At 62.5% G+C, this 23,887-nt stretch carries 15 protein-coding genes; 8 read left to right on the top strand and 7 right to left on the bottom strand.

The genetic code is table 11. The features are described 5' to 3' along the window. Window positions 1–112: 112 nt before the first annotated feature. Together CV013_RS10260 and aqpZ are read right to left on the bottom strand one after the other, a co-directional pair. Window positions 113–1,354: a CaiB/BaiF CoA transferase family protein gene (locus CV013_RS10260; protein ID WP_102155357.1), complete on the bottom strand. Its 1,242-nt coding sequence runs from the start codon at window positions 1,352–1,354 to the stop codon at window positions 113–115. Between the two features lie 126 nt (window positions 1,355–1,480). Continuing rightward, entirely contained in the window at window positions 1,481–2,206 is a 726-nt protein-coding gene (gene aqpZ / locus CV013_RS10255; protein ID WP_102155930.1) for an aquaporin Z, read from the bottom strand. Between the two features lie 156 nt (window positions 2,207–2,362). Between aqpZ and CV013_RS10250 the strand changes: the two genes are divergently transcribed. From CV013_RS10250 to CV013_RS10235, 4 genes are all read left to right on the top strand, one after another. Next, window positions 2,363–3,655, top strand: a complete 1,293-nt coding sequence (locus CV013_RS10250; protein ID WP_102155929.1) for a SulP family inorganic anion transporter — start codon at window positions 2,363–2,365, stop codon at window positions 3,653–3,655. 416 nt (window positions 3,656–4,071) lie between these two features. Next, complete coding sequence (locus CV013_RS10245) at window positions 4,072–4,986, top strand: bifunctional helix-turn-helix transcriptional regulator/GNAT family N-acetyltransferase (RefSeq protein WP_102155355.1); 915 nt, start codon at window positions 4,072–4,074, stop codon at window positions 4,984–4,986. 278 nt (window positions 4,987–5,264) lie between these two features. Next, window positions 5,265–5,522: a YjhX family toxin gene (locus CV013_RS10240; RefSeq protein WP_102155353.1), complete on the top strand. Its 258-nt coding sequence runs from the start codon at window positions 5,265–5,267 to the stop codon at window positions 5,520–5,522. Window positions 5,523–5,534: 12 nt separating this feature from the next. Next, window positions 5,535–6,029, top strand: coding sequence for a GNAT family N-acetyltransferase (locus CV013_RS10235; RefSeq protein ID WP_102155351.1), 495 nt, complete (start codon window positions 5,535–5,537; stop codon window positions 6,027–6,029). 75 nt (window positions 6,030–6,104) lie between these two features. On the opposite strand, the gene rimO is transcribed toward CV013_RS10235, so the two are convergent. After that, window positions 6,105–7,484 (bottom strand): 30S ribosomal protein S12 methylthiotransferase RimO, encoded by a 1,380-nt coding sequence (gene rimO / locus CV013_RS10230; RefSeq protein WP_102155349.1) that lies wholly within the window; start codon window positions 7,482–7,484, stop codon window positions 6,105–6,107. Window positions 7,485–7,565: 81 nt separating this feature from the next. On the opposite strand from rimO, the gene CV013_RS10225 reads away from it, so the two are divergent. Then, window positions 7,566–7,976, top strand: coding sequence for a DUF1761 domain-containing protein (locus CV013_RS10225; RefSeq protein WP_102155347.1), 411 nt, complete (start codon window positions 7,566–7,568; stop codon window positions 7,974–7,976). A 27-nt stretch (window positions 7,977–8,003) separates the two neighbouring features. Here the strand turns inward: CV013_RS10225 and CV013_RS10220 are convergent, their stop codons facing one another. Genes CV013_RS10220 through serS form a run of 4 tightly spaced genes read right to left on the bottom strand, consistent with a single transcriptional unit; the run spans window position 8,004 to window position 11,950 of the window. Beyond that, on the bottom strand, window positions 8,004–9,074 hold the full coding sequence (locus CV013_RS10220; protein ID WP_102155344.1) for a potassium channel family protein: 1,071 nt from the start codon (window positions 9,072–9,074) through the stop codon (window positions 8,004–8,006). Further along, window positions 9,074–9,853 (bottom strand): M23 family metallopeptidase, encoded by a 780-nt coding sequence (locus tag CV013_RS10215; RefSeq protein ID WP_102155342.1) that lies wholly within the window; start codon window positions 9,851–9,853, stop codon window positions 9,074–9,076. Before CV013_RS10215 ends, CV013_RS10220 begins: the two co-directional genes overlap by 1 nt. After that, window positions 9,850–10,614 (bottom strand): 5'/3'-nucleotidase SurE, encoded by a 765-nt coding sequence (surE, locus tag CV013_RS10210; protein WP_102155341.1) that lies wholly within the window; start codon window positions 10,612–10,614, stop codon window positions 9,850–9,852. Before surE ends, CV013_RS10215 begins: the two co-directional genes overlap by 4 nt. A 55-nt stretch (window positions 10,615–10,669) precedes the next feature. Continuing rightward, the gene (serS, locus tag CV013_RS10205; RefSeq protein ID WP_102155339.1) at window positions 10,670–11,950 is read right to left on the bottom strand and encodes a serine--tRNA ligase; all 1,281 of its coding nucleotides are present in this window, start codon (window positions 11,948–11,950) and stop codon (window positions 10,670–10,672) included. Between the two features lie 362 nt (window positions 11,951–12,312). Between serS and CV013_RS10200 the strand changes: the two genes are divergently transcribed. The 3 genes from CV013_RS10200 to CV013_RS10190 are packed head-to-tail and all read left to right on the top strand — an operon-like array spanning window position 12,313 to window position 23,728. Further along, window positions 12,313–13,974 (top strand): ShlB/FhaC/HecB family hemolysin secretion/activation protein, encoded by a 1,662-nt coding sequence (locus CV013_RS10200; RefSeq protein WP_190276497.1) that lies wholly within the window; start codon window positions 12,313–12,315, stop codon window positions 13,972–13,974. Between the two features lie 32 nt (window positions 13,975–14,006). Further along, window positions 14,007–14,351 carry a hypothetical protein gene (locus tag CV013_RS10195; protein WP_123639911.1) on the top strand — a complete coding sequence of 115 codons (345 nt, stop codon included), beginning with the start codon at window positions 14,007–14,009 and terminating at the stop codon, window positions 14,349–14,351. Continuing rightward, window positions 14,348–23,728 (top strand): two-partner secretion domain-containing protein, encoded by a 9,381-nt coding sequence (locus CV013_RS10190; protein WP_102155334.1) that lies wholly within the window; start codon window positions 14,348–14,350, stop codon window positions 23,726–23,728. Before CV013_RS10195 ends, CV013_RS10190 begins: the two co-directional genes overlap by 4 nt. The last annotated feature ends 159 nt before the right edge of the window (window positions 23,729–23,887 follow it).

Raw genomic sequence — 23,887 nt, 5'->3', positions numbered from 1 at the left:
CGCGGGCATGAAGCCCATGCCGCACCCATCTTATCGTCATTTTGAGGAGCGTAGCGGCGCGGCAATCCATGTCCTGACGTCCGCGCCTCCATCGCAAGCGATGCGATGGGTTCTATCGCGTTTCGATGGCGCCCGTCTGCTCCAGAGCGGCGATCTTTGCGTCATCCATTCCCAGCACTTCGTGCAATACGTCGCGCGTGTCCTCCCCGGCGAGCGGGGGTGCGCGGCGGTAGTCGGCGGGCGTTTGCGACAATTGCCCCGGAAAACCGACGACTTTCACTTCGCTCCCATTGCTCCGGCTGAGCGACTGAACCAGTTCGCGCGCGGCCACTTGCGGCAGAGCAAGCGCCTGCGGGATGGAATTTACCTTTCCTCCCGGCACTTTGGCGGCGTGCATCGCTTCCACGAAATCGTCCGACTGCCACTTCGCAATCGCCGGTTCGAGATATTCCATCAGCGCTGCGCGATTGACAGCGCGCCCCTTTATCTCCGCAAAGCGGGGGTCGTCCGCCAGTTCGTCCAGCCCGAGAATGCCGCACAGGCGGCGGAACTGCTGATCGTTGGCAGAAGCCACCAGCACATTGCCGTCGGCGCAGGCAAAGTCCTGATACGGCACGATTGTCGTGTGCTGATTGCCCATCCGTTGCGGTTCCGCCCCGGCGTTGAGCACGCTCGCCCAATGGTTGCCGAGCATGGCAATCGTGCCGTCGAGCATCGCGAGGTCGATCTGCTGCCCTTCGCCGGTCTGCGTGCGGTGGTGCAGCGCGCCGAGTACCGAAATGGCAGCCCATAATCCGGTCAGCAGGTCGGCAATCGGCACCCCCGCCTTGGTCGGCGGACCATCGGGCGCGCCGGTCACGCTCATCAGTCCGCTCATCCCCTGAATCAGGAAATCGTACCCGCCGCGATCCTTCTCCGGCCCGGAATGGCCGAACCCGGTGATCGAACACCAGATCAGATCGGGTTTGATCGCGCCCAGATCACTGTAATCCAGCCCGTATTTGGCCAGCCCGCCGGGTCGGAAATTCTCGATTACGATATCGGCTTTGGCTGCGATGCCGCGGATCACGTCCGCCCCTTCGGGGGTGGCGATATTGACTGCGATGGAGCGCTTGTTGCGATTGGCGCAGGCATAATACGATGCGTCGCCCGATCCGTCGGGCAGGAACGGCGGTCCCCATTTGCGGGTGTCGTCGCCCATACCCGGCTGTTCCACCTTGATAACCTCTGCACCCAGATCGCCAAGAACCTGCGCGCACCACGGCCCGGCCAGCACCCGGCTGAGATCGAGCACGGTCAGCCCGGCGAGGGGGCCGGTGGAAGCGGGCGGGGCGGGGTTGTGCGGTTCGGTCATACCTGCCCGATAGGCGCGTTTAAGGCCCTTCGCCAAGGGGTGATTGCGGCCCGCATTATCCGCTGACCAGGCCAGCGGTTAAGAGGGGCAGGCAATCCGCTGGCCGGTTCGCTGCCCCTCTCGATGTCACTCGATATTGCCTTCGCCGGCAATGCCTTCCAGCGATTCACCCGGCATCAGGATATAGCGCCAGATCACTGCGCCCAGCAGCCCGCCAACGAGCGGGGCCAGCCAGAACAGCCACAATTGCGGCACAGCGGCGGTTTCCGCGAACAGTGCTGCCCCGGTCGACCGCGCCGGATTGACCGAGGTATTGGTGACCGGAATTGAAATCAGGTGGATCAGCGTCAACGCCAGACCGATGGCAATCGGGGCAAAGCCGCCGGGCACCGCAGGGTTAGTGGAACCGAGAATAACCACCAGAAAACCGGCGGTCAGCACGATTTCGATCAGCAGCGCAGCCTGCATCGAATATCCGCCGGGCGACAGATCGCCATACCCGTTGGAGGCGAAGCCGCCCGCTTCCCAGCCTGCCTTGCCGGATGCAATGGCGAACAGCACAGCGGCGGCGATAACCGCGCCAATCACTTGCGCGATCCAGTACGGTATCAGATCCTTCCACGCGAACCGGCCTGCCACAGCCAGCCCCAGCGATACTGCGGGGTTGAAGTGACCGCCCGAAATGCCGCCCACGGCATAGGCCATTGTCAGCACGGTGAGCCCGAATGCCAGCGCGACTCCGGCAAAGCCGATCCCCAGTTCCGGGAAAGCGGCGGCCAGAACGGCAGAGCCGCAGCCGCCAAATACCAGCCAGAAAGTGCCGAAGAATTCGGCGGAAAGCCTACGGATCATCATACGATCCTCCCCTTAATCGCAGGTGCGATCCGTAACGATCTCTTAACCTTACGGAGCGCCCGACGATTGGCAAGTACGTTGCTGATCGCCAGCTCATGCTGCCGCTGCGAAAGGCGGCTGCAAAATCGCGCCCGATGTCCTAAGGCATCCATGATGAAGCCCAAGATCCTTACAACTATGCAGCACTACTCGTTCTCCGCATTCGGCGCCGATGCGCTGGCGGGGCTGACCGTGGCGCTGGTCGCGCTGCCGCTGAGCATCGCCATCGCCATCGCTTCGGGTGCGGAGCCTGCCGCCGGGCTGATTACCGCGGTCGTCGGCGGGTTCATGATTTCCGCTCTGGGTGGCAGCCGGGTGCAGATCGGCGGACCGACCGGGGCGTTTATCGTGGTGGTCTATGGCGTGATCCACGATCATGGCTACAGCGGCCTGCTGGTCGCTACGCTGATGGCGGGGGTGATCCTGCTGATCGCCGGTTTCCTGCGCGCAGGTCGCCTGATCCGCCATGTGCCCGAAGCGGTGATCGAAGGGTTCACTATCGGCATCGCGGTGGTGATCGCATTCAGCCAGATCAAGGATCTGGCGGGGATGAGCGGGCCGGCGCTGCCCGCCGATTTCCTGCCTAAATTGCAGGGGCTGTGGGCGATGCGGGCAACGGTCGAGCCAGCAGCGCTGGCGATGGGGGTGGGCTGCGTCGCGGCGATCCTGATCCTGCGCCGTGTGGCCCCGCGTATCCCCTGGCTGGTGCTGGTGGTCGCTGTGGCGAGCGTTGTGTCGGCGCTCGCGCTGCCATCGGTGGAGACGGTATCGGGCCGATATGGCGCGTTGCCCGAAGGATTGCCGATGCCGCATCTGCCGGCGGTGAGCGCAGAGCTGATGATTGCGCTGCTGCCATCGGCGCTGACAATTGCCTTTCTGGCGGGGATCGAGTCGCTGCTCTCGGCCATTGTGGCCGACCGCATGATCGGCGGCGCACACCGGTCGAATGCCGAACTGATTGCCCAGGGGGCGGCCAATATCGCTTCGCCGCTGTTCGGCGGGTTGCCTGCGACCGGCGCGATTGCCCGCACGGCGACCAATGTGAACGCCGGTGGGCGCACGCCAGTGGCGGGCATGGTCCACGCGCTGGTCGTGCTGGTGGCGATGGTGTTCCTCGGTTCGCTGGCCGGGGCACTGGCATTGCCCGCGCTGGCCGGGCTGCTGGTGGTGACGGCATGGACGATGAGCGAGCCGCATCGCTGGAGCGAACGGCTGAAGATGCCGCGCGCCGATTTCGCTCTGCTGTTGCTGACCGCAGTGATGACAGTGCTGGCCGATCTGGCGCTGGCGATTGCCGTGGGCACTGTGCTGGGGCTGGCGCTGCGCCTCTCACGCGGAGAGATCGACGCGCCAAGCTGGCACACCCCGTTCCGCTGGGGCGGTCGTGGCCGCTCCGACGACGAGTAACGACTGCCCGCTGGCAACTGTCTGTGCGAGCGGAGACATGGACCGCTCCCTGCAGTTTTGAAAGATGTGACTTTGTGAGGATTGCCGCGCCGGAACAGTGGCTTGCGCCTGTTTTCCGCGGGCGCACTGTGGCTTTCGCAAATCGCCCCGTTCGTGCGCCTCGCGCAGTGGAATGGGGGAGGGCGAAAATGGCAAGGCAACGGGTGGCAGTCATACTCCTCTAAGCTGACGGTTTCGCTGCATGTAGGACAGTGCAATGTGCGTGAGCGAGGGATGGGGCACACATTCCGAACAGGCACCAGACCGTGACACGAGCCGGCCATCTGCTCGCATCTGGAGCGGGTGTTTCGAGCCAATCGTCTCAGAGCAGGCTCTATATAGTTGACTTAGTCAACATAACTGCCATCTGAGGTGATATGGAAACCACCATCGAAGCCATTCGGACCTTCAATCGCTTTTTCACCCGGCATGTGGGTGCAATGAACGCGCGTTTTCTCGATACAGACGCGAACCTGGCAGAGGCGCGCCTGCTATTCGAGATAGCCCGGCAGGAGCCGGTTCAGGCCAGCACATTGCAGGCCGATCTGGACATTGATCGCGGATATCTCAGTCGCATGACTGCGCGGCTCGAAAATCGCGGATGGATTATGCGCGATCGTTGCGAAGCCGATGCCCGCACCCGACCGATCCGGCTGACCGAAGCGGGGCGCGTTGCATTCAGCCAGATGGACCAGCGCCAGCGTTCTGCCATCGCCCATGATCTCAGTTGCCTCGGGCCGGTGGAGCAGGAGGATCTGGTGCAGGCTCTGACCAGAGCGCGATTGCTGCTCGATCCCGATGCTCCGCTGTCATTTACTATCCGTGCCCCTCGTGTCGGGGAGGTCAGTCAGGTCGCAGCCCGGCAATCGATATTGTATGCCGAAAGTCATGGCTGGGGGCGAGAGCTTGAAGTTCTGGAAGCGGAGACGACAGCGGCATTTCTTCGCCAGTTCAAGCCGGATTGCGAAGGGGGCTGGGTCGCCGATCTTGCCGGGGTCATGGCCGGCGCAGTCTTCCTCACAGACGAAGGACAAGGGGTGGCCCGCCTTCGCCTGCTGCATGTCGAACCATTCGCCCGCCGACGTGGAATTGGCGATGCACTGGTGCACACATGCATCGATTTCGCGCGAGAGGCGGGATACGAACGGATCACGTTGTGGACGCATACGGTGCTCGACGCGGCACGTCGTATCTACACACGCAACGGTTTCGAATGCATCTCGACCGATGTTCATCACGAATTCGGAGAGCCAGTGCAGGGGGAAACCTGGCAATTGATCCTCAATCCCTGAGCTACGTTCTTGTTCGAATTCAAATGCCGGAGCCTGCGGGAGGTTTTCGCCGGTCTGCCAGCGTCGGCGTTTTCCGGCGCACAGCATTGACCGCAATACCATTCGTACATATCTGAAAGGTACGCCCATTTCGGGCGCAGGAATTGTAGATGCCGGAGCATGTAACCACCCGCTGATCGTCTCGACGGATCGAGACATCTAGCTGCACCATTTCGTCCCGGTCGTGTCACCGGGGCTGTGAAATGCTGCGCGGATCACACTGGTTTACAGGTTACATCATGAACATCTCACGCAGCGAGCAGCGCGTTTTGCACGTGCTCGCTCAGGGCGGATGCATCCGCCATCAACGGTCCGGTAACGGCCGTATTATCGATGTGCTTTGCTTTACACGCGACGGCCATGTGCTGGCCGACTGTACGTTGGAGGTATTTCTGAAACTCCGACGCAAACGGCTCGTCGAATCCCGTATGTCTTGCCCGTATCGCATTTCCGAACGGGGGCGACGGTCGGTTCGCGCTCAGCCCGATAATCGTTGAGGATAGCAGGATATGAAAATTCGTAATGAAAAGACCGCCGATATTCCGGCGATCGAACAGGTGATTACCGATGCCATGCGTGTGCTCGCTCAGGCAACGGGAACCGAGGCTGCCATTGTCGCGCGGCTGAGAGAGGCCAAAGCCCTTTCACTGTCTCTGGTGGCGGAGGAGGGTGGTGACGTGATCGGCTATCTGGCCGCGTCGTCCGCACAGGTCGGAAAACAGGATGGCTGGGGGCTGATCGGCCCGGTTGCCGTTGCCCCTGCTCACCGCCTCAACGGAATTGGGTCGGCGTTGATGTGCGAGGCTTTGCACAGGCTGCGGGAGACGAGCCGGGGTGCCGCTCTGGTTGGCGACCCGATCTATTACGCCCGGTTTGGGTTTCGCGCCTATCCCGGACTGGTCGTGCCCGGCTGTCCGCCTGAGGTGGTTCAGGCCATTCCATTCGACGGTGCAGAGCCGTGCGGGGAATTGATCCATCATCCGGCGTTCGGTCTGGATCAATAACGAGGAATGGGAATCGGGCCGTATGCCGTGCGGTATGCGGCCCGATTTCCCCTATCGCCCCCAACCGTAAAACCGTCAGGCAGGCACCCCGAACAGATCGTGCGCGTCAGCGTCTTCGATATGCGCGTCGAGGATGTCGCCTGCCGCCAGTGTGGCGGGGACATTGCGGAGGAATACCTGCCCGTCGATTTCGGGCGCATCGGCCTGGCTGCGGGCAGTGGCGCCAATATCGCCGTCTTCATCGGGCTCACCCACTTCGTCGACGATCACCGGCAGGGTGCGGCCGACTTTGGCGGCCAGCCTGGCGGCGCTGATCCGCTCGGTCACTTCCATCAACCGGGCGTAGCGTTCTTCTTTCACCGCTTCGGGCACGGGGTCGGGCAGATCGTTGGCGGCAGCCCCTTCGACCGGTTCGAAGCGGAATGCGCCCACCCGATCAAGCTGCGCCTCTTCCAGCCAGTCGAGCAGGTAGGTGAAATCCTCCTCCGTCTCGCCGGGGAAGCCGACCACGAAGCTGGAACGGATCGTCAGATCGGGCGCGATGGCGCGCCACGATTTGATGCGTTCGAGCACTTTGGCTTCGTTCGCGGGGCGCTTCATCGCCTTCAGCACTTTGGGGCTGGCGTGCTGGAACGGGATGTCGAGATACGGTGTCAGCAGCCCTTCGCCCATCAGCGGAATCACTGCATCGACATGGGGGTAGGGATAGACATAGTGCAGCCGCACCCACGGGGTGTGCCCGTCGGGCGTCCGCAACTGGCCCAGTTCGCGGGCGAGGTCGGTCATATGCGCGCGCACCGCGTGGCCGTGCCACTGGCGCTCCTCGTGTCGGATATCGACGCCATAGGCGGAGGTATCCTGACTGATGACCAGCAGTTCTTTCGTGCCTGCCGCGACCAGCTTTTCCGCTTCGCGCAGAACCGCGTCGATCCGGCGACTGGCCAGTTTCCCGCGCAATTGCGGGATGATGCAGAACGCGCACGAATGGTTGCAGCCTTCGGATATCTTCAGATAGCTGTAATGGCGCGGGGTCAGCTTGATATCGGGTTGCGGCACCAGATCGACGAACGGCCCTTGCGATGGCGGGGCCGCTTCGTGCACGGCATCGACCACCTGTTCGTATTGATGGGCGCCGGTCACCGCCAGAACTTGCGGAAAACGTGCACGAATGGTGTCCGCTTCTTCGCCCATGCAGCCGGTTACGATCACTCTGCCGTTTTCCGCTATCGCTTCACCGATAGCGGCGAGGCTTTCTTCCTTCGCGCTGTCAAGGAAGCCGCAAGTGTTCACCAGCACGACATCGGCCCCGGCATAGTCGGGGCTCATCGCGTAGCCATCGGCCCGCAATTTTGTGAGGATACGTTCGGAATCGACCAGCGCCTTGGGGCAACCCAGACTGACCATGCCGACGCGTTTCTGATCGGGGATCGCAATGGATGAAGTGGAATCGGACATTATGCCGCGCCCCCTACACCGATGCAGTCGAATGCGCTACTAGAGTGAATGTATAACAATAGCTAACCCGGGAAGATCGCATTGGGACCTGTCAACTGGTTCGCCGTAATCATTGCCGCTGTTGCTGCCGGAGCGGTGAGCGCCGTGTGGTGGGGGCCGCTGTTCGGCCGCGCCAGAACGCGCGACATCAAGCCGGGTAAGGTTCTGCCCACCAAAGGCCCGTTGCCCAAAATGGCGCTGACCGGCGTGTTGTTGCTGATTACGGCGGCGATGATGGGCCATATGTTCGCTCGCGTCGGTGAAGCGACTCTGGCGGCCAAACCCTGGCTGTGGTTCATGATGAGCGGCGGTCTGGCGATTGCCTTCGTCATTCCTGCGCTGTGGATCAGCTATACCCATACCCGCGTCACCACGCGCATCGCACTGATCGATGCGGGATACTGGCTGGTTGCCTATCTGACGATGGGGCTGGTGTTCTTCCTGCTGAGCTAAGCTGAGAGGCGCAGGCGGGGGGCGTGCTTAGCCCAACTCGTCCGTCGCGCGGATTTCCACCACCAGATCGCCTTCCTGCATAGTGGCGGCGGCCGCTTCCCAGAAACCGATGCCCACCCCATCGCGATAGAGCCGCAGACCGCGCCCGCCGGTGGCCAGATCGCTGAGCGCGCGGCCCACCTCTTCGGGCAGCACTGCGCGCTCGATCAGTTGCACGCGCCCGCCGACAGAGGCGAGATCGGCCATGTAATCCGCGATGTGCGAACCCTGAGCGCTGCCCGCCAGCAGCAGCCCGGTGAAACGCACAGGGTTGATGACGTTGTCGGCCCCGGCCTGCCGGGCCAGCAATTCGTTGTCCGATGCACGCACGACCACGCTGATCGGCACATCGGGCGCAAGGTGGCGCACAGTCAGCACGATCAGGATCGAGGAATCGTCGCGCCCGGCGGATACCAGCACACTACTGGCCCGGTGGATGCGCACGGCGACGAGGGTTTCGTCGCGCGACGCATCGCCTGCCATCACGTTACACCCCATCGCTTCGGCCACAGACAGCCGTTCTTCGCTGGGATCGAGCACGACGATCGATTGCGGATCGGTGCCGCGTTCGATCAGTTCGCGCACCGCTTCCGACCCCGATATGCCGAAGCCGAGGACGACGACATGGTCGGTCAGTTTTTCCTGAATGCGGGCCATGCGCCATTTCTCCCAACTGCGCCGAATAACGAAATCGTAGGCGGCGCCCACGAAAATGAACAGAACCGCAAAGCGGATCGGAGTGACGATCACCGCCTCTACCAGACGGGCGCGGTCGGATATCGGAGCGATGTCTCCGAAACCGGTGGTGGTGATCGAGATCATCGTGAAATAGACCACGTCGAGGAACGAGACATGGCCATCGAGGTTATCGACCAGCCCGTCGCGATCCCACCAGTGGATCAGCACCACCATGCCCAGCAGACCGAACGCCAGCCCCAGCCGGATGCCGAGATCGGCCCATACCGGCACTCTCAGCGCGCGGCGCAAGGGCTGGAAACGGTTGCCCTTCAGATCGGGCACCTTCGACTGCTTTGGAGGCGGGTCGTCCCGGTCGCTCATCACGGCAATCTGGTGGCGGGGTCGATTGGTTTGCGGTTGTGCTGAATGCCGAAATGCAGCTCGGTCCGTTTGGCGTCGCCGGAATGCCCGGCCAGCCCGATCCGTTCGCCGGTTTTGACGACATCGCCCATCTTCACGGTGATCCGCGCCAGATGCCCGTACACCGTGCGCCAGCCATTGCCGTGATCGAGCGTGACCATCCGCCCCAGCCGCGGATTGTGGTGGCTGATGCCGATCACGCTGCCACTGGCCGCGGCGCGCACCATGTCGAGCGGGTTGGCGGCGATATCGATCCCATCATGCCCCTTGCCATCGGCGCGAACGGCATAACCCAGCAGGATTTTGCCATCGTGCGGGCGGCGAAAATACGGCTCCGTTGGGGTGGCCTGCGCCTTGACAGGGGGCGTGACCATCGCCGGGATAATCAGTTTCTGCCCCAGTTTGACGGTGCCGTTATCGTCCAGCCCGTTGGCAATCGCGATCATCTGGAACGGAACGCCATAACGCAACGCGATGCCGAATCCGGTTTCGCCTGCCTTCACGGTATGTGTCCGTTGGCGCGGAATAGTCAGCTTCTGCCCGGCCTGCACCGAATAGGGTTCGGCCAGCCCGTTGGCGACAGCGATGGCGACCGCTTCCACCCCGGCGCGGTTGGCGATGCCGCTCAGCGTTTCGCCTTCCTGCACGACATGTTCGGTTTCGGTCGCCGGATTGCCCGCGGCAGTCGCCAGCAGCAGTGCTGCGCCAAGCAACAGCGGGCGGAAGGCGCGGCGCATCATCCCTCGTATCGCTCCGCCAGGGCGCCGAGCGAGGAATGGTGCGTCAGATCGAGCTGCAGCGGGGTCACCGCGATATAGCCATCGTCGATTGCCTCCAGATCCGTCCCATGGTCGAGCGTGTGTTCCATCGCTTCCAGCCCGAACCAGTAATACGGATAGCCGCGCGGGTCACGCCCTTCCACGACAGAGCCGCGCGAATAATCGTGAAACCCCTGACGAACCACGCGAATACCCTTCACTGCGTCGGGGTGGATCGCGGGGAAGTTGACATTGACCAGCGTGCGGCGGGGCAACGGTGCATCAAGCAGCGGTTCCAGCACTTGCTTGCCCCATGCCCGCGCCACATCGAATGGCACGGCATCGGCCATTCCTTCGGTCGAATAGACCTGGCTCAGCGCGATCGAGCGGACCCCGGCCAGCGCGCCTTCGATAGCGGCAGATACCGTGCCCGAATAGGTGATGTCGTCGCCCAGATTGGCCCCGCGGTTGACGCCCGACAGGATCACATCGGGCTTCCCCTCCATCACTTTACGCAGGCCCAGCGTGACCGAATCGGTTGGCGTGCCCGATACCGAAAAGCGCCGCTCGCCATGTTTACGCAGGCGGACCGGGCGGGTCAGCGTGAGCGAGTGGCCCGCGCCAGACTGTTCCTCGCTCGGCGCGCAAATCCAGATGTCGTCCGAAATCTGGCGGGCGATTTCTTCCAGCACTTTCAGGCCGGGTGCGTGGATGCCATCGTCGTTGGTCAGTAGGATTTTCACAAGTCAGTCTTTCATTTGCAGATGCAGGGAACGCGCCGCTCTCAACACACGCGGATTACGTGGCGGGGACAAGTCGGTCGATGCCGCCCATCCACGGGCGCAACGCATCGGGCACCACGACCGATCCATCTTCCTGCTGATAGTTTTCCAGCACCGCCACCAGTGTGCGCCCGACCGCGAGGCCCGACCCGTTGAGCGTGTGGACGAAAGCGGGCTTTTTCTCCCCCGCCGGACGATAGCGGGCGTTCATCCGCCGCGCCTGAAAATCGCCGCACCAGCTGATGCTGCTGATTTCGCGATAGGCGCTCTGCCCCGGCAGCCAAACCTCCAGATCGAAAGTCTTTTTCGCGCCGAAGCCCATGTCGCCGGTGCACAGCAACATCTTGCGATAGGGCAGATCCAGCGCCTCCAGCACCAGTTCGGCGCTGCGGACCATGTGATCGTGTTCGGCCTGCCAGTCGTCCGGGCGGCACACGCAGACCAGCTCGACCTTGTCGAACTGATGCTGCCGGATATAGCCGCGCGTGTCCTTGCCCGCCGCGCCCGCTTCGGAGCGGAAGCACGGAGTCAGCGCGGTCATCCGCAGCGGAGCGGACAAGTCTTCGATTATCTGTTCGCGCACCGCGTTGGTCAGGCTGACTTCGGCGGTGGGGATCAGCCAGCGATCGTCGGTGGTGCGGAACAAATCCTCTGCAAATTTCGGCAATTGCCCGGTGCCGAACATCGCCTCGTCCTTCACCAGCAGCGGCGGGGCGCATTCGGTGTAGCCGCGTTCGCTCGTTTGCTGATCCAGCATGAATTGCGCGATGGCGCGTTGCAGGCGGGCCATCTGTCCGCGCAGGAACGTGAACCGCGCCCCCGAAATTGCCGCGCCGGTTTCGAAATCCATCCCCAACGCCGGGCCGAGGTCGGCATGTTCCTGAGGTGTAAAGGAAAATTCGCGCGGAGTGCCCCAGCGCGATACTTCGGCATTATCCGCTTCGTCCGCCCCTTCGGGCACGTCGTCGGCGGGCAGGTTGGGCAAGCTGGCGAGCAGGTCGTTCTGCTCTGCCGTCAGTGCGCGTTCCTGTTCCTCCAGCGCGGGCAGATCGGTTTTGATCCGCGCGACTTCGGCTTTCAGCGCTTCGGCCTTGTCCTTGTCGCCAGCGCCCATCGCTGCGCCGATAGCTTTCGACGCTTCGTTGCGGCGGCTGAGCAGTTCCTGCGCCTGCGTCGAAACGGCGCGCCGTTTTTCGTCGAGCGCCAGTATGTTGGCGGATTGCGCGGCAGCTCCACGGCGGGCGAGGGCGGCGTCGAAACCTTCGGGATTGTCCCGGATCAGGCGAATATCATGCATGGCCGCGCCTATGCCCCACCACCGGGCAGCACGCAATGCGTGGGTGGCGGGTTTGATGCGTAGTCACGAAATTTGGGCTTGCAGATCGGAAGCGCGATGCGGAACCGCCTGTTTCAGTGCAACGCTCCCACTGCCGGGGCAGTGCTCCTGTTGCGAATTCTGAATGCAGAGGCGTTTTGTATGACAAATGAAAGTATTTCCAATATATTTAAAGTCATACATCATTAAGTGTAACTAATTATATTATATTTTAACCAAAAGTAAAAAATAAAAATGACATAAATATTATTGATGAACTGTACCGTTAATCTGAGGTACATGTTGCAATAGTCACCGGCCCGCTCATGAACTTGGGGCGACTTATGAGATGCAGCGGTTGTGCCGGTCCGATTGCGGCGCTGGCATCTCTGTCGCTTACGGCGCCTCAGGCGCTGGCGCAGGATGTATCCCCTTCCACCCAGGAACAGGCGCGCATTCGTGCCGAGCGCGAGGCTGCCGAGCGCGCTGTCCGGGAGAACGCGCCCAACGCCCGGCTGGAAGGGCAGGAAGCGCCCTCCCTTGGCGCTTTTCCCGAAGAAAGCCCTTGCTTCACTATTCACGCGATTGCGGTGGAAGGGGCGTCCGCGCGCAAGTTGCGCTGGGTTCCGGAATATCTGGATCGGTTTCGTGGACGCTGTGCGGGGCAACAGGGGCTTAACTACATTCTGAAGAGCCTGCAGGCCGCGTTTCTCGACAGGGCATTGGTAACGACGCGCGCCGGATTGCCAGAGCAAGATCTGGCTTCGGGAACGCTGCACGTGGTGGTTATCCCGGGCGTCGTCAGCGCAGTCCGCACAAATGGCAGGGATCGGCACTTTTCGTGGGATGTGGCCTCCCCCTTGCACAAAGGCGACATAGTCAATCTGCGCGGGATCGAGCAGGGGCTGGAGCAGCTCCGCCGTGTGCCGTCCCGCGAGGTCCGCGTCGATCTGGTGCCGGGAGAGGGTCCGGGCGAGACAATCCTCGATGTAACGCTGTCGGACAGGTTGCCTGTTTCGGGATCGGTATCAGTCAACAACTTCGCCGGCGCTACCGTGGGTCGCTGGCAGGGATCGGTACAAGTTTCCGCGCTCGATTTGCTGGGCGCTTCGGAACTGTTCAGCTTGTCCTACAACCGGCGGATCGAGGCGCCGGGCCTGCCTGCGGACAGCAAGGGAAGCGGGGCTTCGCTGTCGTTTCCAATGGGCTGGTGGACCTTCGGGGCATCGGCCTCGAGTAACCGCTATGGCCAGACGGTGACTGGCGAAGTCACGGATTTTGCCACGCGCGGCAAGCTCGATGCGATGAGTGTCTGGGCGGAGCGGGTCATTCACCGCGACCGCACGTCCAAGACCGCCTTGCGTCTGGCCCTGTCGCGGCGCTGGGCGCACAACTTCATCAACGATGTCGAGATCGGCATCCAGCGCCAGAACCTGACCGATCTGGAGATCGGCATCAACGATCGCCGCGAACTGGGGCCTGTGCATCTCGACAGCGCACTGGCCCTGCGCGCCGGGATCAAGTTCCTGGGCGCCCAGAGCGAAGTTGCAGACAGGCCCGCTGCCTTGCCCACCGCGCGCTACCGCATCGTAACGGCGGATCTGGGCATTTCGGTTCCATTTGGCAGTGGCCCGATCGAAGGCTGGCGGGCCACTGCTCATGCCCAGTGGAGCGCTCGGAACCTTTATGGCTCGGACCTGATTTCCGTAGGTGGCCCCTATTCGGTACGCGGTTTCGATAGCGACACCGCAGAGATTGGCCGGACAGGCTGGTTTGTCCGGCAGGAACTGGGCTTCAAGGTGACCGGCCAGTTCAGGCCCTATGCCCTGTTCGATATGGGCGCGGTCGAGAATGGCCATGGGCTGCGCGCCGGCGCTGGCGGCGGTCTCAGGGTCCGGCGCGGGGTATTCTCGCTCGATGTCTTCGCAGCGCTTCCGGTCATCGGCCGCGAGATCGCCAACATACACAAGGTCCGCCTCGGTTTGAGCGCGACTGTGGGATTTTGATTATGAACTTCGCCAGCAGGCTCAAAAAAGAGATGAGTGAAGGTATTGTCAGGGCAGTTCTCGAACACGCCGACTACCGCGTAACCGACTTCGGCATCGAAAAGGCAGTGCCCTATTTCAACTGCCTTGCGGGAAACGACAATCCGGCACCGCTCCTTCCAACGGCGCTGGCCACCCGCAATAAACCGCAGCACGCGTGGTACGATGTCAGCAAAATCTCCGGCACAGAGGCGCTTTGGTGGCGGCTGTTGCCGCTGTACGATGTATTCCTGCAACTTCGCGAAGAGGATTGCCGCGGCAATTTACGCGCGGCGATCAGAGCGATCAGCGGAATTCTCGACGAACCGGCAGCATCGCTGGAGGAGGAAGCGGCATGACCGGGGTCTTTTCCCCTGTTCGTCGCCAACACCATTGGCAGATTTCTGCATCGCTGTGCGTCATAGCAAACCAGTTGCTGCGCGCCACGCTTTCCGGCGCACTCCTGACTGGTAGCGTAGTGGCAAGCGCCCAGGATGCAGCTATCGTTCCGATCCCCGATCAGCCTGCTACCACCACGCCGAGTCTGGACATGGCAGCGAATGGCACGCCGGTCGTCAAGATCGCCACGCCTGCGAACGGCACGAGCTACAATCGCTACCAGGACTTCAACGTCGATGCGCGCGGGCTGATCCTTAACAACTCGGACAAGATCGTCACTACCAGCCTTGCTGGCTATATCGACGGCAATGCCAATCTCAAGACCTCCGGGCCAGCTTCGCTGATCGTTAACGAGGTGGCAGGCGCGGCCCCCTCTAACCTTGCCGGCTATATCGAGATCGCAGGATCAAAGGCCGATCTGGTGCTGGCCAATCCTTATGGGATCACCTGTCGGGGCTGCGGCTTTCTCAATGCCGCGTCCGTGGCGCTGGCGGCAGCAAGTCCGGTGCGTGGCAGCGACGGTTCGCTCAGCAGCTACCATATCGCTGACGGGACGCTGACGGTAAACGGACATGGGCTCGATGCCTCGGGCGCACGGCTCGACCTGTTCGCGCGGGCGATCGTACTTAACGGCGGCGTTTGGGCAGACAGCATCAACGCCAGCTTTGGGGCAGGCGATGCCCGCAGCGGCACACGCGAGATCGTCGTCACCGCTCAATCGGCGGCGCAGGCCGACCAACCCGCATTCGGGCTCGATGTTGCGGGACTGGGCGGTATGTATGCCCGTTCCATTCGCCTGATCGGCACCGAAGCCGGGCTTGGCGTTAATGTCGATGGCAGCATCGCCGGGCTCGAACGAGGTGTTTCGCTGTCTGCCGATGGACGGATTGCTATTGCCGGCACGCTCACCAGCACGGGCGGCGGCATTATCAAGACCGCGGCCAATCTCGCCGCGAGCGGCCAGCTCTACACCGATGGGCAACTGGCGATCACCAGCGCCAGCGTGACCGGCGATGGGCTTATCGCGAGCGGCAGCAACCTGTCGATCAGCAGCGGCAGCGTGACCGGCGCCGCAACCATCGCCGCCGGGCTCGCCCGCGATGGTTCGGTCAGTCAGACGGGCAATCTTGCACTGACGAGCAGCGGCACGATTGGGCTGGACGGCGAGGTCATGGCACATGACACAGTTACGCTCAGTGCAGCAGCGATTGATCTGACCGGCCGCGTACAGGGTTCCGGTCTGACCGCTACGGCGGCCAGCATTGGTGTGACCGGCGATGTACGCAGTAGCGGAGCGCTGGACCTTTCTGCAAGCGGCGGGCTGACCAGTCATGGTCTCATTCAGGGCCAGACCGTTACCCTGCAGAGCGCCAGCCTCGACAACACCAATGGTGTGATCGATGCTGGCGCCAGCCTCGCCGTGCAAACCGGAGCGACCTTAAACGTCGCCGGGCTGATCCAGTCGGCGGGCGGGTTGATGCTGTCGGGCAGCAGCCTGACCAACGACGAAGGCAAGGTGTTGGCGCTGGGCAACGATGCGCTGCAGCTCGGTGTCAGTGGGGCGCTCGCCAATGCGAACGGCCAGATCGCAACCAATGGCGTGCTCACGCTTACTGCCGCCAGCCTCGACAACACGGCCGGGCGGATCACCGCTGGCAACAGCGGAGAGCTCGCGCTCAAAGACAATCTCGTCAACGATGGCGGGCAGATTGCCTCCGGTCTTGGCCTTACCCTTACGGCAGGAACGGTATCGAACGCGCGCGGCACGATCGAGACAACTGGCCTGCTCGATACGAGACTGGCCTCGCTGGGCGGCGATGGAGGCCGGGTCGTGGCGACCGGCACCGGTGCTGCGCTTAACTTCGATGCGACCGGCAGCCTGACTGGTGCTAACGCGCTGATCGGATCCGCGGGTAGCGCCACCGTTGCCGCAGGCTCGGTGATGCTGGGCACTGGCAGCCGGTTGACCGGTGCCAATACCCTCACGGTTACCGCACGAAGCGGCGACCTGGCACTGGGCGGCGGTTCGGCGGATGGCGGAACGCTAACCCTGACGTCCACTCAGGGGACCGTCTCGACCGGAACCGGCGGGCTGATCGTGACGCCAGGCACGCTAACGCTCAGTGGCCAGAGTGTCGATCTGTCGGGCGGAGCGGTTCAGGGGCAAACCGTCACGCTCGCGGCCTCTACGTTCGGCAACCTCGGTGGCAACTTCAACGCGCTCGGCAATGCCAGCCTGAGTGTCAGTGGTCTGCTCGACAATACGGGTGGTCAAATCTTTGCCGGCAATGGCCTGATTCTGGACGCAGGCGCTCTCGCTAACAGTCGTGGCCGGATTGCACATGCCGGTACGGGAACCCTGCTCGGTGCCATCGGAGGCGGAACAGACAACAGCGATGGCGAGATCGTCTCGAACGGAACGCTTGCCCTTACTGCAAAGACTCTCATCAACGACCGCGGGCTGATCGCTTCCGCCTTGGGCGGGACGCTGACGGCCGACCAGACGCTCTCGAATCTTGCCGGTACGATCCAGGCGGACAAGGCCTTGACGATCAACGCTTCCAGCCTGAGCAATGACGGCGGTCATATCGACAGTATCGATGCGCTCGATCTCACGGCTGCTTCGGTCGCTAACGGCTCGGGCACGATCATCGCGCGTGGTGGTACAGGGCTGTCGATAGGTGCTCCTGCCGGGCAGACTCTGGTTCTGACCAACGGCACCGGCACCATTGGCGCGTCAGGCGATGTTGTGATCACCGCGTCGAGCGTCGTCAATCAGGGGTTGATGCAGGGCACTTCGATCTCGCTCGATGCGAGCGTACTTGCCAATGGCGGCACTATCTATGGCGACACACTTGGCATTCGCGCTGCCACACTGACCAACACCGGCGGTCAGGTGGGAGCTACGGGCGCTGCCGCTGTCGCGGCCAGTTCCAGCCTCGACAATCGTTCGGGACAAATCGTCGCGGGTTCGACCGGTCTCACACTGACTACGGCGTTGCTGCTGAACGATGCTGGCGTGCTTGCCAGCGATGGCCTGGTGACGCTGCTGGCGGCCAGCACTGAAAATGGCACAGGCCAGATCGCTGCCGGCAACGATCTAATGGTTAGCGGTGGCATCCTGAACACCACGGCAGGCGGGGCTCTGTGGGCGGCACAGGACGCGACGCTGAACCTTTCGGGCGGCCTTGCCAACCGTGGCAGCATCGGTGCAGCGCGGGATCTGGTTGTCCGCACCACCGTGCTCGACAATGGCACGGGAACTGCTGCCGGTACTCTGGCGGCCGCCCATTTGCTCGACATTACGATGAGCGGCGGCACCCTTGGCAAGCTGGTTGCCTCCGATACGCTGACTCTCGCGCTTGCAGGCGATTACGTCAATGCGGCTGGCGAAATGCTGGGCAGCCAGGGCGTGTTTAATCTGTCGATTGGCGGTAACTTCGCCAATGATGGCATAATCGAAGCCGGCACCGGGCTGGAGCTGACCGGGGGCGCTGCGATCGTCAACAGCGCAAGCGGCAGCATCGCGGCCCCCGCTTTGACGATCAGCGCCGCAGAGGAGTTCGATAATCGCGGATTGATCAACGGCCAGTCGGTGAGGTTGTCCGGGCAAAGCGTTAGCAACGAAGCGGCGATCTTCGGGGATACGGTCGCGATCAGTGGCCAGCAATCGATCCTCAATCAGGGTGCGCCGGCGATCATCGCCACGCGTTCGCTGATGCTGTCACTGGCGAGCGCGGGCGCTATCACCAACCGTGATGGAGCCTGGCTCTACAGCCTGGGCGATATTGCGCTGACCGGGCCTGACGGAGCGGGATCGGCGGCCTCGTTTACTAATGCGTCGGGCATGGTTCAGGCGCAGGGCGACATTCTCATCAACGCCAACACCGTCACCAACAATCGCGCGCTGTTCACTACACAAGAGAGCGTGCTCAGCGCGACCCCGCATCAGATCATCAACAACCTGAACAAGCGCAACCGCACTGTTCTCGACTATACTGAGACGGTCACCGACACGACGATCACGGCCGACAGCGGCGCTTCGACGATCGTGGGAAACAACATCACGATCAATGCCGCAACGCTGCTCAACGATATTTCGACAATCAGCGCGTCGGGCAATCTCGCCCTCGGAGCGGCAAACGTCACCAACAGCGCCTTTACCGGCTATCATACAGTTACCGGCACGGGCACCCTGCTGACGCAGAGCCGCAGTTGCCCCATATTCGGCTGCAAGAGCTGGCACACTAACTCGACCACACCGTACTCCAGTGTCGATGCAAAGAGCTTGTTCGCGATCCCCTCGGTTATCACCGCAGGCGGTGCGCTGGCGATCGATGCACACACCATCGACAATCTGGTTACCGGCCAGACTGGCGGCAACCCCGGCGATTATGCCGCCTACTCCGAAACCGTTACCGCCACCGTCCTGCCGGGCACTGCCGGGCTCGCCAGGGTCAGCGGCAGTTCGCTGGCCAGTGTCGGCGCGGCACTCGCCGCCGCCACGCCAGCCACAGTCACCGGACAGGCGGCGGGTACGCCCGGCAGCCTGACGCTCAATCTGAGCGGGCTGTTCCATTACGCCGATCCTTCCGCGAACTTTCTGGTCGAGACTAACCCAGCTTTCACCAACTATGGCAACTTCCTCTCCACCGACTATTTTATCGATCGGCTCGGCTACGATCCGACCCGCGTCCAGCGCCGGCTTGGCGATGCGTTCTACGAACACCAACTGATCTCCGATCAACTGGTGGCTGTTGCCGGTGTCCAGCGGCTTGCGGGCTTTTCCGATAGCGAAGTCCAATACCGCTCGCTGATGGATGCGGGCGTGGCCTATATGCAGCGTTTCGGGCTGGCGCTGGGCGTCGGGCTCTCGGCCGAGCAGATGGCGACGCTTACTACCGACATCGTCCTTCTGGTCGAAGTGACGGTCGAGACGCCTTCGGGCCCGCAAAAGGTGCTGGCGCCCCGGGTCTACCTGAGCAGTGTCCACCAGCAGGATCTGACCACGGGTGGGGCGATTATCGCGGGCAGAGAGATAGCGCTGCGCTCTGCCGATGCGCTCACTAACGCCGGGGTTATCCGGGCGTCCGCTGAATCGACAATTACGGCGGGCACGATCGCTAACACCGGCCGCCTCGATCTGGGCGCGCACGGTGTGGCAGCTGCGAGCGATGATCTTACGAGCCGTGGCGGGGTGATTACCGGCGGCGATGTTATGCTTGCTGCGGGCGGTAACCTCACTCTGGAGGCGGCCGCGACCACGGCAACGATGGCAACGGCCTATCGGGCTGCGGCATCGCATCAGGGCATGTCGCTGACGAAGACGGCCAGCAACATCGGCAGCCAGGTCACTGCAGGCGGCAATCTGGCGCTGATATCGGGGCGCAAAGTCACGATCACCGGATCGGATCTTGCTGCCGGTGGTAACCTGACCGCATCTGGCCAGGATGGCATTGTGATCGGGTCGGCGGTGGACAGCATGTCGGGCATGAGCGTCGGCCGCGAGGGCAAGGCGCTGTTCACGCAAAACGAGAACAATCAGACCCATCGGCTCTCCACACTCTCGGCAGGCGGCAATACCGCGCTCGTGACCGAAGGGCAGCTCAGCATCAAGGGTGGCGCCGTTGACGCAGGCGGCGCGCTCGATGTGCAGGCAGGCAGCATTGCCGTCGAAGGGGTAACCGACAGCGCCAGCCTCACCCGCGACACAGTAACCAGAACCGGTGGCCTGCTGTCCTCGACCACGACCACAACCCATTATGCCGGAACCGGTCAGACCGCGGTCTCCTCGACACTGTCGGGCGATATCGTCAACCTTGCCAGCACCGGTGGCACTCGCATCCTTGGCTCGAATGCCGTTGCATCAAACGGCCTCACCATTGCCGCAGGCGGCACCGTTGGAATCGGCTCCATGACCGAGACAGACACGGTGAGCCAGTCGCATGAGGTCAAGAAGAGCGGCCTGTCTCTGGACAGTGGCGGACTGTTTGCCGGTGTCGCCAGGACAAAGAGCGTTGCCGATACCAGCCAGGTCACAAGCGTGGGCTCGCTCGTCGGTAGCGAGAACGGCGATGTTTCCATCGTCTCGGGCGACAAACTCTCCGTTACAGGCAGCACGGTTGCTGGTGGCGCCGACGTGCTGCTCGCAGGCAAATCGATCGATATCGCCAATGCAGTCGATACCAGCGATACCTCCAGCACGACCAGATCATCCAGCTTTGGACTCTCGGTCGGGGCGTCGAGCCCGATCCTCGCCGGCGTGACGGCAGCGGCCGACATGGCACAGGTAGCTACCTCGAGCGGCAACGAACGCACTCAGGCGGTTGCCGCGCTCGCAGGCGGACTGGGCGCCTACAACGCCTATGGGGCCGCATCGAAGATCGGTTCAGTCTCGGATCTCAGGAACGCTGGACAGGTATCCGTCACGCTGGGGTTCTCCTCGAGCAAGTCGGCCAGCGCAACCAGCGACGAGGCGGTCGTCGGCAGTCTGGTGACTGGCAACAACGTGATGCTCCTCGCCAATGGTGCGGGTGTTGGCTCCACCATCGATATCACCGGTTCCGCTGTCAGGGCTGCGAAGAACCTCACGGTGGCGGCAGAAGGCGATATCGCGCTGGCCGCGGCCGCCGCTCATGCCAGTGAGAGCGGTACTTCGAAAAGCTCCGGCGCCAGCATCGGGGTGTCGATTTCCGCGCGAGGGATCGGAGCGACCGCCAGTGTCAATAGCGGGCATGGAAACTATTCGGGCTTTTCAACGACGTATACCGATGCGGCGGCTTCCGCAGGCAATATTGCAAGTGTGACGACCCCGCGCGCGCTTGACCTGACCGGAGGGCAGCTTTCAGCGAGCCAGGTGAAGGTCGATGTTGGCAATCTCGGCATTGTCAGCCTTCAGGATACTTCGACCCACAACGCGAAAAGTTCCAGCTTCGGGCTCTCGGTCAGCGTCCCGATCGCCGGCGCGGGAAGCGCAGCGATCTCGGGCAACCTGTCTTCGTCGAACCAGCAAGGCACATTCGCCAGCGTCGGGCAGGACAAGCAGGCAGGAATCTACGTCGGCTCGGAAGGGTTCGCTGTAAACGTCGGCGGCAACACCAGCCTTGTCGGCGGGGTGATCGCCAGCACTGCCGATATCGGCAGCAACAGTCTCACCACCGGCACGCTGACCTCCAGCGACATCCAGAACCGCGAGCGGTACTCCGCACGCGAGATTTCGCTGGGTAGTGGCATCACGTTCGGGCCAGCCAGCAATGTGGGGCAGGGCAATGGCGGCAAGGTGGAGACGCCCGCCAGCACGAGCGGCAGTGCGCTGCCGGGGCTGGCTGTTGCCGGGCTTGGCACGATATCGGCCAGCCCACCTGTCGCCATGGGCGCGCATGGCGATCAATCGGGCACGACTGACAGTGCGATTGCGCCGGGGGCGATCGTGATTACCAGCGGCGATGCGACGAGCGGGGCGGTGGCCGCCAGCATCAGCCGCGATACAGCCGGGGTCAATGATGGCGCGCTGGCGCAGCAGTTCACCGATGCCAGGCGCGAGGAGATCGCGCTGGGCTTTGACGCCGCGCGCACTCTCTCCGGGGAAGCCGCTGCCTTCCTCGCCAATCGAGCGACGGACGACGCGGAATGGCGCGCGAAAAATCCTGACGAAGATCCGGCGACCAGCCCGTTTGCCACCTGGGGCGCGGGCGGTGCTGGCAATATCGTCCTGACCGCGCTGAACGGAGCGGCGAGCGGCAATGTGGCGGGCTCTTCTGGCGGTCTGGTCCAGGCGAGCGCGGTCAACGTTCTGCAGAGCCTTGCGACAAGCGAGGTGAAGGACATTGCCGACGATCTGAACAGTGAGGAAGCGCGCTTTGCGCTTCAGGGCATAGTTGGTTGCGCAGGCGCAGCGGCGGGCGGTTCGGGCGATTGCGGTTCGGCGGCGATGGGAGCTGCGACGAGCGTGGTGCTCAACAACCTGCTCGATGGTCTGGGCGCACCCAGGGATGAGGACCGCAACCACGACGGTGTGATCGACACGGCAGACGAGAGGCTGAGCCTGAAAGACCAGCAGGCGCGCACCGATCTGGTAGCCACGCTGGTCACCGCCATTGCCGAAGGGGCCGGGCTGGATGCCACCAGCGCCAACTATGCCGCCCGGATCGAGACGCAGAATAATGCGAACGTCGTCAGCAACGGCAAAACCATCATTCAGGTTGCCGAAGAAGGCGGCGTTTCGATCGAAGAATTCAAGGCGGGCTGGCCGGATGCGTGGAATGAAGCTCTGGGCCTGTTTGGCGGCAATGAAGAAGCACTCATTGCCCACCTGCGCAGTCCGGAAGGGCAATCGCTGGAAGAGGCCGGAGATGCCTATATAGCCGCGCAGATCGAAATGGCTGCTGGCGGCGACTCTGCTATGTCGCAGAAATTGCAGGATCAGTATGCCAGTGGAACACTGACCGGCGCACAGATTGCGGAGATGGCCGAAGTTGGTCGGCAGCTCTATCTTGAAAATGCAATTGCCAACGCTGCCGGTCCGGCAGTCGCCGACGAAGTCATCGTGAATGAGATGATTGCTGCCGGTCTGGTGTCACCCCATGCGGCACAGCTTCCGTTTGCTGAATTTGCGGCGAACTATTCCGGGCCGCTTGGCCGGTATGTCATGAGCAGCGGCAAGCGCCCGAATGCGCCGGCCATTGTCGGTATGATAGCAGGCGGGGTTCTGGCGATGAGTGCCAGTCACCTGATCCCGGATCTGCCAGAACCTGTGCAGGAGACTTTTCCGGCGGATCCGCCTGATAGCAAAGCGGGAATTGAGGCCTATCCCGATCAGAGCGAGGAAGTCGGGGAATATGGGCAGCTGCCCGGCCTTCTCCCCGAGCCAGCCTTGTCGCCGCCGCTGGTCACGCCCATGCCCGACGCACAGCCCCCACTGCCCGGATATGGCGAGGGCGCGGATGTTCCCACTGGACTCGATGTGCTGGCGAATGATAGTGCTCCAAATAGAACACTGACCAGCTCCGATTTTCCTGACGTCAACGCACGACTAAGCACGCAACGTCAGGCTAGGCACATTGAAGGAGGCACTGATCCCCGCACGGGCCAACCGGTGACCGGTAGTGTGATGAGGAGTCAAGGCGATGCGCAGCAAGTGCTCGACGCATATCGTTCTGGCGATGCGACGGTGATAGGCCAGACTCAGCAGGGCTTCCCGGTCGTTCGGTACGATGGTGTGACGGGGCTAAACAACAATCCGGGTGCAGGCTTCGTTAATCAAGAGACCAACGTATTTATTATCAAGGGGACAAGTAGTCCAAGTATTGTACCAACGAACCCGAATTTTGGCCAATGATGAAACCAAGTTTAGACGATTGGGTCTGGGTACAGGCCATGCTCAGCCAGGCCATGATAGGCGTGGTGTCCACGAACGTGCGACAAATGTGCTTGGTTTACAAAAACGGGTGGGTGATAGAGGCGATACTTGAGCAACCGAGAGACCAAGATGTTGATG

This window comes from Tsuneonella flava, from assembly GCF_002870965.1.
Taxonomy (GTDB): domain Bacteria; phylum Pseudomonadota; class Alphaproteobacteria; order Sphingomonadales; family Sphingomonadaceae; genus Tsuneonella; species Tsuneonella flava.
This window is presented reverse-complemented; position numbering and strand designations above follow the sequence as displayed.

Excerpts from the sequence above, each read along its gene's own strand:
- CV013_RS10260 (WP_102155357.1), bottom strand. The coding sequence starts at position 1,354 with ATGACCGAACCGCACAACCCCGCCCCGCCCGCTTCCACCGGCCCCCTC.
- aqpZ (WP_102155930.1), bottom strand. The coding sequence starts at position 2,206 with ATGATCCGTAGGCTTTCCGCCGAATTCTTCGGCACTTTCTGGCTGGTA.
- CV013_RS10250 (WP_102155929.1), top strand. The coding sequence starts at position 2,363 with ATGAAGCCCAAGATCCTTACAACTATGCAGCACTACTCGTTCTCCGCA.
- CV013_RS10245 (WP_102155355.1), top strand. The coding sequence starts at position 4,072 with ATGGAAACCACCATCGAAGCCATTCGGACCTTCAATCGCTTTTTCACC.
- CV013_RS10240 (WP_102155353.1), top strand. The coding sequence starts at position 5,265 with ATGAACATCTCACGCAGCGAGCAGCGCGTTTTGCACGTGCTCGCTCAG.
- CV013_RS10235 (WP_102155351.1), top strand. The coding sequence starts at position 5,535 with ATGAAAATTCGTAATGAAAAGACCGCCGATATTCCGGCGATCGAACAG.
- rimO (WP_102155349.1), bottom strand. The coding sequence starts at position 7,484 with ATGTCCGATTCCACTTCATCCATTGCGATCCCCGATCAGAAACGCGTC.
- CV013_RS10220 (WP_102155344.1), bottom strand. The coding sequence starts at position 9,074 with ATGAGCGACCGGGACGACCCGCCTCCAAAGCAGTCGAAGGTGCCCGAT.
- CV013_RS10215 (WP_102155342.1), bottom strand. The coding sequence starts at position 9,853 with ATGATGCGCCGCGCCTTCCGCCCGCTGTTGCTTGGCGCAGCACTGCTG.
- serS (WP_102155339.1), bottom strand. The coding sequence starts at position 11,950 with ATGCATGATATTCGCCTGATCCGGGACAATCCCGAAGGTTTCGACGCC.
- CV013_RS10200 (WP_190276497.1), top strand. The coding sequence starts at position 12,313 with ATGAGATGCAGCGGTTGTGCCGGTCCGATTGCGGCGCTGGCATCTCTG.
- CV013_RS10195 (WP_123639911.1), top strand. The coding sequence starts at position 14,007 with ATGAGTGAAGGTATTGTCAGGGCAGTTCTCGAACACGCCGACTACCGC.
- CV013_RS10190 (WP_102155334.1), top strand. The coding sequence starts at position 14,348 with ATGACCGGGGTCTTTTCCCCTGTTCGTCGCCAACACCATTGGCAGATT.